Source organism: Vibrio celticus (assembly GCF_024347335.1).
In the GTDB taxonomy this organism is placed as follows: domain Bacteria; phylum Pseudomonadota; class Gammaproteobacteria; order Enterobacterales; family Vibrionaceae; genus Vibrio; species Vibrio celticus.
Genome location: NZ_AP025463.1, coordinates 2,458,015 through 2,472,113 on the forward strand (window position 1 = coordinate 2,458,015; position 14,099 = coordinate 2,472,113).

Genomic DNA, 14,099 nt, shown 5'->3' on the forward strand with positions numbered 1-14,099 from the left:
TCAATAGCTCAATAGCTCAATAAGCCAACAGAGCAATACGCAGAACAATACGCAAAACCAACGATTTGATAACGGTCATCACGGCTTAAAAAACCGATGACTTACTAGAATTATGACCCATATTGAACACTTTAAGAGTAGGAATACCATGAAGGCATTTTCAAACATCATCCAAAGACGCGATTGGGAAAACCCACAGTCTGTGAATATCCACTGCCTTAATGCGCACAGCCCATTATCAAGCTACCGCAACCTCAAGCACGCTCGCGACGGCAGTGAATCACAACGCAAATCTCTTAATGGACAATGGAAGTTCAAATACTTTGATGCACCTGAACAAGTTGACGGTAAATTTATCGAAACAAGTTTCAATGACTCACAATGGGACGAGATTACCGTACCATCGAACTGGCAAATGCAAGGCTACGATAAACCTATCTACGCCAACGTAAAATACCCATTTGAAGTGAACCCTCCGTTTGTTCCGGCAGAAAACCCAACCGGTTGTTACCGCACTCAAATTACGTTGACTAAAAATGACCTAAAGAACACCCAGCGTATTATCTTTGATGGCGTCAATTCCGCTTTTCATCTTTGGTGTAATGGCAATTGGGTTGGGTACAGCCAAGATAGCCGCTTACCTGCCGAGTTCGACTTAACTCAGTATCTAACTGTTGGCGATAATACGCTGTCTGTTATGGTGATACGTTGGTGTGATGGTAGTTATTTAGAAGACCAAGATATGTGGTGGCTAAGCGGTATTTTCCGTGATGTGACCTTGCTAGCTAAACCGAAGCAGTGCATTGAAGATGTGTTCGTTACGCCTAATTTAGACGCATGCTATCGCGATGGTTCACTGTCTATTGTCACCAAAATTACGGCACCAGACACTTACCAAGTTCAGGTTCAACTGTTTGACGGTGAAAACGCGGTGACTGAACCGCTTATCGATCGCCCTCATAATCGCCGCATTGACGAGCGTGGCACCTACGACGATGTGGTATTCCAAACTCTTCATGTTCGAGATCCGAAGAAATGGAGCGCAGAAGTTCCTAACCTTTACCGAATTGTCGTGTCATTGCTTGATAGGCAAGGTAACCACATAGAAAGTGAAGCTTATCAAGTTGGATTCCGTAAAGTCGAAATGACAGACGGTCAGCTAAAGCTAAACGGCAAACCGCTATTGATTCGCGGCGTCAACCGTCATGAGCATCACCCAGAGTTGGGGCATGTGATGACAGAAGAAGACATGATCCGCGATATCTGTCTAATGAAGCAGTACAACTTCAATGCTGTGCGCACCGCTCACTACCCTAACCACCCACGATGGTACGAGCTGTGTGACGAATACGGTTTATACGTGTGTGATGAAGCGAACATCGAGACCCATGGCATGCAGCCTATGAATCGCTTGTCTGCGGATCCGCAATGGGCACACGCTTATATGAGTCGCTATACGCAAATGGTCATGCGTGATAAGAACCACCCTTCTATCATCATTTGGTCTTTGGGCAACGAGTCAGGGCACGGCAGCAGCCACAATGCGATGTATGCTTGGTCGAAACAGTACGACCCTTCTCGCCCGGTACAGTATGAAGGCGGTGGTTCAAATACCACAGCGACCGATATCATTGCGCCAATGTACGCACGCGTTAACAGCACTATCGAAGACGATGCCGTTCCAAAATGGTCTATCAAGAAATGGGTTTCTCTGCCTAACGAGCAACGCCCGCTTATTCTTTGTGAATACGCACACGCAATGGGTAACAGTTTAGGTAGCTTTAATGATTACTGGAATGCATTCCGAGAATACCCTCGCCTACAAGGCGGTTTCATTTGGGATTGGGTTGACCAAGGATTAAGTCAGTGGGATGAAAACGGTGAACACTTCTGGGCCTACGGTGGAGACTTTGGCGACATCATCAACGACCGTCAGTTCTGTATCAACGGTTTGATATTCCCAGATCGCAGCGTACACCCGACCTTGGAAGAGGCGAAATACTGCCAGAGAATGATCACTGTGACGTTAGCAGAGCAAACTGAAGATCAATGCCGCCTAACGGTAACCAATGAGAACCTGTTCCGAGCGACTGACAATGAAATCTTACGCTGGCAATTGCTCGAAAATGGCATCGTGATTCAATCGGGGCAACAAGTATTATCCGTTGCTGAAGATAGTAAACAAGAGCTGGTCATTGACCTTGCTTTCACGCCAAAAGCACAAGTCGAATATCATCTCAATACCGATATTACCCTGACTCATTCAACCAAGTGGGCAGAAGAAGGCCATGTTTGTGCAACGGAGCAGTTTGCTTTACGTAACCATGCTGGCTTGCAATTCCCTAGCACGGCAAATGCTTTGGCTCCTCAGTTACATCAGCAAGACAATAAAGTGGTCGTGTCTAGCTTAGATGAAACACATCAATGGCAATGGGATACAGAGAGTGGATTGTTGACCCACTGGATCGTTGATGGGCAACCGCAAGTTATCAAGGCACCTGTCGATAACTTCTATCGCGCACCACTTGATAACGATATTGGTATCAGTGAGATAGACAACATCGATCCAAATGCATGGGCTTGTCGCTGGGACCTTGCAGGCATTGGTCAATGGGAACGCCAGTGTACAAGTTGTGCCGTGCAAGCACTCGTAGACTCAGTACAAGTGACGTCAGTATTCGCCTACCAATTTAATGGCCAAATCCAAGCGATTACAAAATGGCAATACACCTTAAATAACCTAGGCGAAATGATTATCGCAGTTGATGTCACTTTAGCCGATCACTTACCACCGATGCCGCGCATTGGCCTTGAAATGGAGCTGCCTTTACCACTCGAAACAGCCAATGAAACTCCGGTTTCGTGGCAGGGATTAGGTCCTTTTGAAAACTATCCAGACCGTTTGGCTGCTGCACGATTCGGTTTACACAAACAGACACTGGATCAGATGCACACGCCGTATATATTCCCAACTGATAGCGGGTTACGTTGCGGAACCAAAAACTTGAATGTGGGAAATATCGGGATCGAAGGCGATTTTTCATTCAGTGTGAGTCAGTACAGCCAGCAACAATTAACGGATGCTAAGCATACCAATGACCTGACTCGTGAAGAGAAAATCTATGTACGCGTAGATCACCAACATATGGGCGTTGGTGGTGATGATTCTTGGAGTCCAAGTGTTCACCAAGAGTTTCAACTCACCGACAATCAATATCGTTATCAGGTTACGCTAACAAGCGTATCGTAAGTAGATTCGGACCAAGTGCTTTACTCTAAAGCCACTTGGTTCCCTATTACTTTGGGTTACCTGTGATTGCCTTACTTCACGCGACAACAGCTCACACGCCAATGTGACTCAAAAGCCACGCTCAAATCTAGAGCTTGGCTTTTTATTTTCAAACTAATCAGCCAACTAAAAATAAACCATCAAACCTCGTCATATTTGATGTTTAGTATTTGAATTGGCTAACTATCCGTTGTTAAATATCCAACCACCAGCACACAGCATTATATTCAGAATAAGAGAGCGGAATGGCTACCATTAAAGATGTTGCGAAGGAAGCAGGCGTATCAATCGCGACCACCTCTCGAGTAATCAACAATGCACCTCACACCAGTGAAACCGCAATTGCGGCGGTAAAAGCCGCTATGGAAAAACTCGGCTATCGCCCAAATGCCAACGCTCGTGCATTGGTCAGCAAATCTTCAAACGCGATTGGTGTACTGGTTAATGATGTTTCTGCCCCGTTCTTCGGTTCGATGATCAAAGCCATTGATACCGTGGCAAGTGAGCAAGAAAAGCAGTTACTGATTGGCAGTGGCTACCATGACGCCACCAAAGAGCGTAATGCGATTAACCTGCTTATCAACAGCCGCTGCGAATCACTTGTGGTTCATAGCAAAGGCATTAGCGACGAAGAGTTGGTCAAGCTAGCCAATGAAGTACCCGGCATGGTGCTGATCAATCGCATTGTTCCCGATATCGAAAACCGCTGTATTGCTCTCGACAACCGCCGCGGCTCTTACATCGCGACAGAGTATTTGATTAAAAACGGCCACAAACACATTGGTTACATCTGCTCGAGTCACGATATTGAAGATGCTCACGACCGCTTAGGTGGCTATTTGGATGCATTGAAAGATCACGGTATTGAATCAAACGATGAGTACATCGAATATGGTGAACCTGACGAGCTAGGCGGTGAGCAAGCCATGGTTAACTTAATGGCAAAAAACACAGATATCACTGCTATTGCAACGTATAACGATTACATGGCAGCAGGCTGTTTGGCGTTATTACAAGAAAATGGCGTTCGTATTCCAGAAGATATGTCAGTTATTGGTTTCGATGACGGCCACATTGCTCGCTTCATCTACCCTAGATTGACCACCATTCGTTATCCAATCCAAGTTATGGCTAACCAAGCGGTAAAGCTCTCTCTGCAACTCGCAAGTGACGAGCCAAAAGAGCACCCGGAACATAAGCTATTTATGCCAATTTTGGTGCGCAGAGCCTCTGTTCGAAACATTAATTGAGAAAGCTCAGGGTAATAAAAACTAAGTCATTTCGTTCCTCGATACTTTTTACAACAAAGAAAATAGGATTGATTCGATGAGTTATCATTGAGTTGATCTTATTTTTCATTCCCCGCAAATACCCACCTATACTTAACCTGATCCATCTTAATCAAACGGTTACCCGTTGATTTTTTCACCAAGTGTCTAAATCCCTAGTGATCCTTGGTTGTTATTAGGTGAGCAAAGCAGGATAATATCGGGATCGGAATCTCAAGAATTAATCCATTATGACCGAATACCTTTTGTTGTTGGTTGGCACAGTGCTGGTCAATAACTTTGTGCTAGTGAAGTTTTTAGGACTATGTCCATTTATGGGAGTCTCCAAGAAACTGGAGACTGCGATTGGCATGGGCCTCGCGACGACTTTCGTTCTAACGTTAGCGTCGGTCTCTGCATACCTAGTAGAAACCTACATCCTTACCCCTCTGGGTATTGAATACCTGCGTACCATGAGTTTCATCTTGGTTATCGCGGTGGTTGTTCAATTTACGGAAATGGTGGTTCACAAAACCAGCCCGACTCTTTATCGCCTGCTGGGTATCTTTCTGCCTCTTATCACCACCAACTGTGCGGTATTAGGTGTGGCACTTCTGAACATCAATGAAAACCACAACTTCATTCAGTCGATCATCTATGGTTTCGGCGCAGCGGTTGGTTTCTCTCTTGTATTAATCCTATTTGCTGCAATGCGTGAACGTATTGCGGTTGCTGATGTTCCAATGCCATTCAAAGGCGCATCGATTGCGATGATCACAGCAGGCCTAATGTCTCTGGCATTTATGGGCTTTACTGGGTTGGTGAAATAAGCATGAGTACCATTTTAATTGCGATCATTGCGCTAGCCGTTTTAGCCGCTGTTTTTGGCGCTATTTTGGGCTTTGCTTCTATCCGTTTTAAAGTTGAAGCCGATCCTATCGTCGATCAAATCGACACCATTTTACCGCAAACTCAATGTGGTCAGTGTGGCTACCCCGGTTGTCGCCCATACGCAGAGGCGATCGCTAACGGAGACAAGATCAACAAATGTCCTCCGGGCGGCCAAGCAACCATTGAGAAGCTAGCAGATTTAATGGGCGTAGAAGTTGAAGACTCCGCTCATGACTTAGATAACAAAGTAAAAACCGTTGCCTTCATTCACGAAGATATGTGTATCGGCTGTACCAAGTGTATTCAAGCCTGCCCTGTTGACGCCATTGTTGGTGGCACCAAGGCACTGCACACAGTAATTAAAGATGAATGTACAGGTTGTGATCTATGTGTCGCACCGTGCCCTACTGACTGTATTGAAATGATTCCAGTGGCAACAACGACTGAAAATTGGAAATGGCAGATGAACATCATTCCTGTTACTGATATCACTAACCAAGCGACTGATGCGACTGCGTCAGAGCCTAAAGCATAGGGTTAGTATGATCTCTTTAATTGAACAAATTCGCACGGGCTCGATTTGGAACTTCCCTGGCGGCGTGCACCCTGCTGAAAACAAGAAACAGTCGAATACTACTGATATCGTCCATGCAAGGCTTCCAGAAGAAATCGTTCTTCCGGTGAAACAGCACATCGGTAAGCCAGGTAACCTATTGGTTGCTGCTGGCGACACTGTGTTAAAAGGTCAGCAACTTACGGCTTTAGATACAGGTTTTACTTTGCCAGTACACGCACCAACATCGGGTGTGATTACCGCTATCGAACCGCGAACTACCGCTCACCCTTCAGGCTTGAGCGAAATGTGCGTGGTTATTAAACCTGATGGCCTAGACACTTGGATTGAAAAAAATCCAGTTGAAGATTTTTCGACAAAGACTTCTGACGAACTGCTAGATGTGATTCGCCAAGCTGGTATTTCAGGCATGGGCGGCGCAGGCTTCCCTACGGCTAAGAAGCTTCAATCCGGCTTAGGTCGTACCGACATTTTGATCGTCAATGCTGCGGAATGTGAACCTTACATCACCTCTGATGACAAGTTGCTTCAAGAACATGCCGACGAAGTATTAAAAGGCATCGAAGTCGTTGAACACATTCTTCAACCAAAGCTGACGGTTATCGGCATTGAAGACAATAAACCAGGCGCGATAAAAGCACTTGAGATTGCAGCGAAAGACAAAGATATCGTCATTCGTGTTATCCCAACTAAATACCCTTCTGGTGGTGAGAAACAGCTAATCAAGATCCTCACCAACAAAGAGGTTCCGGCTGGCGGCATTCCTGCAGACATTGGTGTTTTGGTTCAAAACGTCGGCTCGCTTTACTCAATTAAGAGAGCAGTAATCGACGGTGAACCAGTGATTAACCGCGTGGTGACTTTAACTGGTAAAACCTTTAAGCAACCTCGTAACGTTTGGGCGCTATTAGGTACACCAGTACACGAGTTACTAGAGGAATTTGGCTACAAAGCGGATAAAAAACTGCCACGTTTGATTTTGGGCGGCCCGATGATGGGCTTTACCTTGCCGCATGCCAATGTGCCAATCACTAAAACGTCGAACTGTATTTTAGCGCCAACGCGTCGTGAGATCTCACCAAGCACTTACGAGATGGAATGTATTCGTTGCAGCGCGTGTGCTGAAGCTTGTCCTGCGTCTCTACTTCCTCAACAACTGCAATGGCATGCGAAAGCCAACGAGTTGGATAAGTGTGAAGAGCTGAATATTAAGGACTGTATTGAATGTGGTGCTTGTGCGTTTGTCTGCCCAAGTGAAATTCCTCTTGTTCAGTACTATCGCCAAGCGAAAGCCGAAATCAAAACAAGAAAAGATGAAGCGACAGCTGCAGAGCGCGCCAAGATTCGTTTCGAAGAGAAAAACGCTCGTATGGAGCGTGACAAAGCAGAACGTGAAAACCGCTTCAAGAAAGCTGCTGACAACCGTCGTAAAGACATGAAATCAGCCAATGGTGATGATGCGATTGCAGCTGCGATTGCTCGCGTTAAAGCGCAAAAAGCCGCGGCAGACCAAACACCTAATGCAGAACCAGCAGTGAAACCTGCGGTAGCTGCTGCTATTGCCAAGGCAAAAGCAAAACAAGCTGCGGCTCAGAAAGCGGATGGCGCTGAACCAGACAATTCTGAAATGTCGAAACTGCGTGAAGAACGCAAACGACAAGCTCGAGAGCGTAAGGCACAACAAGCAGCAGCCGAGACTCCAGCAGAAAGCTCAGGTGATGGCAAGAAAGATGCTGTCGCTGCAGCTATCGCGCGTGCTAAAGCCAAGAAGGCTCAACAAGCGGAATCAGCTTCCGAGGCTCCGGCTGAAAGTACTGGTGATGCCAAGAAAGATGCTGTCGCTGCTGCTATAGCTCGCGCTAAAGCGAAGAAAGCCCAGCAAGTGGAATCGGCTTCTGAAGCTCCGATTGAAAAATCAAGCGACGCTAAGAAAGACGCTGTCGCTGCGGCTATTGCTCGCGCTAAAGCCAAGAAAGCTCAACAAGCGGAATCAGCTTCTGACGCTCCGGCAGAAAGCTCTGGCGATGCCAAGAAAGATGCTGTCGCTGCGGCCATTGCTCGCGCTAAAGCCAAGAAAGCTCAACAAGCGGAATCAGCTTCTGACGCTCCGGCTGAAAGTACTGGTGATGCTAAAAAAGACGCCGTTGCTGCAGCTATCGCTCGCGCTAAAGCGAAAAAAGCACAACAAGCAGAATCAACTGCTCAAACCGAAAGTGAAGCTCCGGTTAAAAGTTCTGGCGATGCTAAGAAAGATGCTGTCGCTGCAGCCATTGCTCGTGCTAAAGCCAAGAAAGCACAGCAAGCTAAGCAAGCTAAGCAAGACGAAGCAGCAGAAACTCCTGAGCCAGTGATTGAAGTTGAAGCTAAAACTCAACAAGAGTCAGTCGATCCTAAGAAAGCTGCCGTTGCCGCTGCAATAGCTCGCGCTAAAGCGAAGAAAGCACAGCAAGCTAAGCAGGTCGAAGCAGAAGCAACCGCTCCTGAAGCTGTAGTTGAAATTGAAGTGGAAGCTGAGATTCGATCAGAACCAGTCGATCCTAAAAAAGCAGCTGTTGCTGCCGCAATTGCTCGTGCTAAAGCAAGAAAGGCGCAGCAAGAGCAAGACAAAAAGAATAATGAGGAGAAAGAGTAGTGGCCTTCTTTATCGCCAGCTCACCGCACGCACACAATCGTAGAAGCACCCCTGATCTCATGAAATGGGTCGCTATTTGTGCATTGCCAGGTCTACTAGCTCAAACCTACTTCTTTGGATGGGGTACGCTCATCCAGTTAGTATTCGCTATTGCACTTGCTGTTACCTTTGAAGCCGCTGTAATGCTGCTAAGAAAACGACCACCAGTGATGGCACTACGTGATTACAGTGCTGTTGTCACCGCTTGGCTACTCAGTGTCGCGATTCCTCCACACTCTCCGTGGTGGATTCTAGTGATAGGTATGTTCTTCGCAATTGTCATCGCGAAACACCTATACGGCGGCCTTGGGCAAAACCCATTTAACCCAGCGATGGTCGCTTACGTTGTTTTGCTAATCTCGTTCCCAGTTCAGATGACCAGTTGGAATGCACCCGCGAGCTTAACGGCTGAAGCAACCAGTTTTGTTGACTCATTCTTGATGATCTTTACAGGTTTCAATAATGAAGGGTTATCTCTACAGCAAGCTCGTTTAGGGATTGATGGCACCACAATGGCGACGCCACTCGATGCCTTCAAAACCGCATTAACAGCAGGCAACACCGCTTCTGAAGCACTGTCTCAACCGCAATTCAGCTGGTTAGCTGGCGTGGGTTGGGAATGGGTAAACCTTGCTTACCTTATTGGTGGCTTGGTGCTTATCAAGCAACGCGTGATTCAATGGCATATCCCAGTCGCGTTTCTGGGCAGCTTGACCCTATTTAGCCTAGTGTTCTTGATGTTTACTCCCGGCGAAACCGCATCACCGACCATTCATCTATTGTCTGGTGCGACTATGCTCGGCGCATTTTTCATTGCGACCGACCCAGTTTCAGCATCAACAACAGTGAAAGGTCGCTTAGTGTTTGGCGCTCTGATCGGCGGTTTGGTATTTATCATCCGCAGTTGGGGTGGTTTCCCTGATGGCGTGGCGTTTGCTGTATTGTTAGCCAACATGTGTGTTCCACTGATTGACTACTACACCAAACCTCGTACATACGGCCACTAAGGGAGCGGATACCATGCTAAATGCAATTAAGAAAAACGGCCTTGTACTCGCGATTTTTGCGTGTGCTTCGACGGGTTTGGTCGCGGTAACTCACTACCTGACCAAAGATCAGATCAAACAACAAGAACAGGCTCAGTTACTGTCTGTTCTTAACCAAGTGATCCCGCACGATCTGCACGACAACGAGCTGTTTTCGTCTTGTACTTTGGTTCAAGCAGAAGAGCTTGGAACTGAGCAAGCGATGCCTGCTTACATTGCTAAAATCAATGGTGAGCCGAGTGCGATTGCGATCGAGGCGATTGCCCCAGACGGCTACAACGGCGCGATTAAAGTGATTGTTGGAATGAAGATCGACGGTACTATTTTAGGTACTCGCGTGCTTTCTCACCAAGAAACGCCAGGTTTGGGTGATAAGATTGATTTGCGTGTAAGTGATTGGATTCTTTCGTTTGCAGGCAAACAAGTTACAGATTCTAATCTTGACCGTTGGAAGGTTCGTAAAGACGGTGGTGACTTTGACCAGTTTACTGGTGCAACCATCACACCAAGAGCGGTCGTGAAGTCAGTCAAACAAGCGGTTCAATACGTTAACCAAAACAACCAAGCATTGCTTGCTCAACCTCTAAATTGTGGTGGTGAATAATGAGTGACCATAAAACACTGATCAAAAATGGCATGTGGGCCAATAACCCTGCCCTAGTGCAACTTCTTGGGTTATGTCCGCTGCTGGCTGTATCGTCAACAGTCACTAACGCACTTGGGCTAGGTATTGCTACCTTGCTTGTACTGGTCGGCTCAAACGTTTCTGTTTCTTTGGTTCGTAACCATGTGCCAAAAGAAGTGCGTATCCCAGTATTCGTAATGATCATTGCCTCGCTAGTAACGTGTGTTCAATTGCTGATGAACGCTTACGCCTATGGGCTTTACCTATCTTTAGGTATCTTCATCCCACTGATCGTAACCAACTGCATCATCATTGGTCGTGCGGAAGCCTTCGCTTCAAAGAATGAAGTGCTACCAGCGGCTCAAGATGGTTTCTGGATGGGTCTAGGCATGACATCGGTATTGGTTGTGTTAGGTGCGATGCGTGAGATTATTGGTAACGGCACTCTATTTGATGGCGCAGACCTGCTGCTTGGTGACTGGGCTTCGGTGTTACGAATCCAGATCTTCCAATTTGACAACAGCTTCTTGTTAGCCCTGCTTCCACCGGGTGCCTTTATTGGTGTTGGTTTCTTAATTGCTTTGAAAAACATCATCGATAACCAAGCAAAATCTAGACAACCAAAACAAGAAAAACCAGTCATTGAACGCGCTCGCGTTACCAATGCTTAATAAGTTAAATTAACTTAAACCCCGCTGAGTTAGCTCAATCACCCAGCGGGAAAAATCAGATCTAAACAGTACATATAATAATGACGCTCATAAGAGCGCGTAACCGATGATAAAACAGAAGCAATCCAAGCTTCATGCCCTAACTATTTGAAAGTAATGTCGCTATGAACAATGTAAAACGAGTAGAAATACTTGAGCGTTTAAGAGAAAACAATCCAAAGCCAGAGACTGAGCTTAACTGGAACAGCCCATTCGAACTGCTGATTGCCGTTCTATTGTCTGCACAAGCAACCGATGTCAGCGTGAACAAGGCGACGGATAAACTGTACCCTGTAGCCAATACTCCACAAGCTATTTTCGACCTAGGTGTTGATGGTTTAAAAGAGTACATCAAGACCATCGGCCTATTTAACTCAAAAGCAGAAAACACCATCAAAACGTGTCGTATGCTGCTTGACCTACATAATGGTGAAGTACCGGAAGATCGCGCTGCATTAGAAGCCCTTCCAGGTGTTGGACGAAAAACAGCAAACGTAGTGTTAAATACCGCATTCGGTTGGCCAACGATTGCCGTTGATACTCACATCTATCGTGTATCAAACCGCACTAAGCTAGCGATGGGTAAAACCGTCGACGATGTCGAAGCAAAACTACTTAAAGTTATCCCAAAAGAATTCAAACTGGATGTCCACCATTGGCTCATTCTTCATGGACGTTACACCTGTGTCGCGCGTAAACCACGCTGTGGCAGCTGTATCATAGAAGACCTATGCTATTTCAAAGAGAAGACGGACGTCTAGGCTCATAAGCTGTTAGCCCTAAGCGAAAGAAGCTAACAAGCCTATTGGCCAAAAGCGCCGCGTTTATCTCGCGGCATAAAACAGAATTACAAAAACGTATACATAGTTAAAGCTAGGAGCAAATCATGTCAAACGGTCGTATTTTACACACCATGCTACGCGTTGGTGATCTAGACAAGTCTATCGAGTTCTACACCAATGTAATGGGCATGCAGCTATTACGTAAGAACGAAAACAAAGAGTACGAATACACGCTGGCTTTCGTTGGCTTTGGTGACGAATCTCAAGGCGCTGTGATTGAGCTGACTTACAACTGGGGCACGACTGAATACGACCTTGGCTCAGCTTTTGGTCACGTTGCTATCGGTGTTGATGACATCTACACAACGTGTGATGCAATTAAAGCAGCAGGCGGTAACGTAACGCGTGAAGCTGGCCCTGTAAAAGGCGGCTCTACTCACATCGCATTCGTTAAAGATCCTGACGGTTACATGATTGAGCTTATTCAGAACAAACAAGCAAGCGCAGGTCTAGAAGGTTAATCCCTCAACCTCTTTGCGAAGTTGGGCTTGAACGCCTGATGAAATGAAAAAAAAAGCGAGCACTGTGCTCGCTTCTTTTTTATGTTTCCACGCACGAACAATACCCTTCACCAATTATTATTAACAATCTCACCAATGAAACTTTACATGATAATGATTATCATTTAAATTAACCACCTATTGATTAGTGAGGTAATACAATGATTAGCGAATGGGAAAAACACACGTTACTTGCCGATACTGCATTGCAGCTCGACGATCCTGTACGAAGTATTCTTCACTATCAGCAAGCATTGAACTTGAGCGAAGAAATCACTGAGCGTACCGATATTCAGGCTGACGAACGCCTACTGATCTCAGTGATTTCTTGCCACAATCTCGCGCAATTCTGGCGTTGGGCTGGTGATACCGAATACGAGCTCAAGTATCTTCAATTGGCTTCAGAAAAAGTGCTGACACTGATCCCGCAGTGCCCTAACACTCAATGTTCCAGCTTTATCGATTCTATTGGTTGCTGTAAGAAAGCGCTGATCGATTTCATGAAACGCCATCCCAATCCTAAAATTGCTTCTATGGTAGAAAAGATCGATACCGCGACCAACTGTGAAATGATCGCTCGTTTCCGCTTGAACTAAACGAGTTACGTTTAGACAATGGCTCCAAATTTTAAAGACAAAAAAGCCCGTCATTACGACGGGCTATCTGATTTCAAAACAAGCAATTATTCTGATTAAACCTGCGTACGACCTAAAGAGATAACAACGCGTCGGTTCTTGTCTTTACCAATTGGCGAATTGTTGTCTGCAATCGGGCGACGTTTACCATAGCCCTGAACTTGGATACGATCTTCTGGCAAGCCTAAAGATTTGAAGTACTCTCTTAACGATTCCGCTCTGCGCTCTGAAAGGTTTTGGCTAATACCTTTGCTGTCGACAGAATCGGTGTACGTTGCCACCAGCACAAGGTCGATGTCTTGGTTGTAACGAACATAATCAGCAATCTGACTCAGCCTTTTACGTGACGACTTGTTCAATTGATCGCTGTTGCGGTCGTAATGCAAAATAGTGAAAGAGATATCTTCAAAGCTGTAAGGCAGCAGGTTAGCAACACAGTCACTGAACACATTGTATTTTTCTTGGAATAGCACTGACGACAACGACACTTCGATACGTTGATCTCGGCTCTGCCACTCTTGGTAGCTGAATGTCGGATAACGCCCTTTCTCTAACTCACTCAAGATGCCCCAAGCTGTTTGACCGCCGACATAGCCGTCAAATTGCTGGAAGAACTTAATGGTTGTCATGCGATCAGCACTTTCACCCGGACGCCAAGGTGGCGGCATAGAGATCAAGCTTACATTGCGCGTCGCACCCATTGGGCGGCGCATTTTAAGCTCAAAGTCCAAAATAATTTTTTTACTTGCGCGAGATGAGAACTCAGCATCACCAAAGTTTGGAATTGGGTGAACCAAGCGACATTCTAGTGGCGTGTTGGCCACCATCTCCCACGTCGACTGTTGAGGAGATGCTCCGTAACGCTTTTCTTGTGCCATGACCGATGATGACACAAGTAGCGAAAATAGCATTGAACCTGTTATGAGTTGTTTCTTCATAAAGTGGAGTATCTCTTAAGCAATTCGTTTAACAATGCAGCCAATTGCCGCATTTTTCTCTCACGTTTAAATATGCAATTATCAAGCCGTAATGGGTTAGGTAATTTATG

At 46.0% G+C, this 14,099-nt stretch carries 12 protein-coding genes; 11 read left to right on the forward strand and 1 reads right to left on the reverse strand.

The genetic code is table 11. From position 1 onward, the window contains the following. Positions 1-148: 148 nt before the first annotated feature. The 11 genes from OCV19_RS11010 to OCV19_RS11060 all read left to right on the forward strand — a co-directional run bounded on the left by OCV19_RS11010 (position 149) and on the right by OCV19_RS11060 (position 13,012). Positions 149-3,250: a beta-galactosidase gene (locus OCV19_RS11010; protein ID WP_065676436.1), complete on the forward strand. Its 3,102-nt coding sequence runs from the start codon at positions 149-151 to the stop codon at positions 3,248-3,250. 284 nt (positions 3,251-3,534) lie between these two features. Next, a complete protein-coding gene (locus tag OCV19_RS11015) occupies positions 3,535-4,539 on the forward strand; it encodes a substrate-binding domain-containing protein (RefSeq protein WP_048611573.1) in 1,005 nt (334 codons plus the stop codon). A 269-nt stretch (positions 4,540-4,808) separates the two neighbouring features. Further along, complete coding sequence (gene rsxA / locus OCV19_RS11020; protein ID WP_004734039.1) at positions 4,809-5,387, forward strand: electron transport complex subunit RsxA; 579 nt, start codon at positions 4,809-4,811, stop codon at positions 5,385-5,387. A gap of 2 nt (positions 5,388-5,389) precedes the next feature. Continuing rightward, positions 5,390-5,983, forward strand: coding sequence for an electron transport complex subunit RsxB (gene rsxB / locus OCV19_RS11025; protein WP_004734040.1), 594 nt, complete (start codon positions 5,390-5,392; stop codon positions 5,981-5,983). A gap of 7 nt (positions 5,984-5,990) precedes the next feature. Beyond that, positions 5,991-8,654, forward strand: a complete 2,664-nt coding sequence (gene rsxC, locus OCV19_RS11030; RefSeq protein WP_065676435.1) for an electron transport complex subunit RsxC — start codon at positions 5,991-5,993, stop codon at positions 8,652-8,654. Beyond that, entirely contained in the window at positions 8,654-9,700 is a 1,047-nt protein-coding gene (gene rsxD / locus OCV19_RS11035; protein WP_065676434.1) for an electron transport complex subunit RsxD, read from the forward strand. Before rsxC ends, rsxD begins: the two co-directional genes overlap by 1 nt. Positions 9,701-9,713: 13 nt before the next feature. Further along, the gene (gene rsxG, locus OCV19_RS11040; RefSeq protein WP_012603532.1) at positions 9,714-10,343 is read left to right on the forward strand and encodes an electron transport complex subunit RsxG; all 630 of its coding nucleotides are present in this window, start codon (positions 9,714-9,716) and stop codon (positions 10,341-10,343) included. Next, positions 10,343-11,035: an electron transport complex subunit E gene (locus tag OCV19_RS11045; RefSeq protein WP_012603531.1), complete on the forward strand. Its 693-nt coding sequence runs from the start codon at positions 10,343-10,345 to the stop codon at positions 11,033-11,035. The genes rsxG and OCV19_RS11045 overlap by 1 nt, the downstream gene beginning before the upstream one ends. Before the next feature lie 164 nt (positions 11,036-11,199). Beyond that, a complete protein-coding gene (nth, locus tag OCV19_RS11050) occupies positions 11,200-11,835 on the forward strand; it encodes an endonuclease III (protein WP_065676433.1) in 636 nt (211 codons plus the stop codon). Between the two features lie 125 nt (positions 11,836-11,960). Further along, positions 11,961-12,377, forward strand: coding sequence for a lactoylglutathione lyase (gene gloA / locus OCV19_RS11055; RefSeq protein WP_004734046.1), 417 nt, complete (start codon positions 11,961-11,963; stop codon positions 12,375-12,377). Positions 12,378-12,577: 200 nt separating this feature from the next. Further along, complete coding sequence (locus OCV19_RS11060) at positions 12,578-13,012, forward strand: DUF2753 domain-containing protein (RefSeq protein WP_004734047.1); 435 nt, start codon at positions 12,578-12,580, stop codon at positions 13,010-13,012. A gap of 95 nt (positions 13,013-13,107) precedes the next feature. Here the strand turns inward: OCV19_RS11060 and motY are convergent, their stop codons facing one another. Continuing rightward, the gene (gene motY, locus OCV19_RS11065) at positions 13,108-13,989 is read right to left on the reverse strand and encodes a flagellar protein MotY (protein WP_017063457.1); all 882 of its coding nucleotides are present in this window, start codon (positions 13,987-13,989) and stop codon (positions 13,108-13,110) included. Between the last annotated feature and the right edge of the window lie 110 nt (positions 13,990-14,099).

Bases quoted from the DNA above. Each gene is read 5' to 3' on its own strand.
- OCV19_RS11010 (WP_065676436.1), top strand. From the start codon at position 149: ATGAAGGCATTTTCAAACATCATCCAAAGACGCGATTGGGAAAACCCA.
- OCV19_RS11015 (WP_048611573.1), top strand. From the start codon at position 3,535: ATGGCTACCATTAAAGATGTTGCGAAGGAAGCAGGCGTATCAATCGCG.
- rsxA (WP_004734039.1), top strand. From the start codon at position 4,809: ATGACCGAATACCTTTTGTTGTTGGTTGGCACAGTGCTGGTCAATAAC.
- rsxB (WP_004734040.1), top strand. From the start codon at position 5,390: ATGAGTACCATTTTAATTGCGATCATTGCGCTAGCCGTTTTAGCCGCT.
- rsxC (WP_065676435.1), top strand. From the start codon at position 5,991: ATGATCTCTTTAATTGAACAAATTCGCACGGGCTCGATTTGGAACTTC.
- rsxG (WP_012603532.1), top strand. From the start codon at position 9,714: ATGCTAAATGCAATTAAGAAAAACGGCCTTGTACTCGCGATTTTTGCG.
- OCV19_RS11045 (WP_012603531.1), top strand. From the start codon at position 10,343: ATGAGTGACCATAAAACACTGATCAAAAATGGCATGTGGGCCAATAAC.
- nth (WP_065676433.1), top strand. From the start codon at position 11,200: ATGAACAATGTAAAACGAGTAGAAATACTTGAGCGTTTAAGAGAAAAC.
- gloA (WP_004734046.1), top strand. From the start codon at position 11,961: ATGTCAAACGGTCGTATTTTACACACCATGCTACGCGTTGGTGATCTA.
- OCV19_RS11060 (WP_004734047.1), top strand. From the start codon at position 12,578: ATGATTAGCGAATGGGAAAAACACACGTTACTTGCCGATACTGCATTG.
- motY (WP_017063457.1), bottom strand. From the start codon at position 13,989: ATGAAGAAACAACTCATAACAGGTTCAATGCTATTTTCGCTACTTGTG.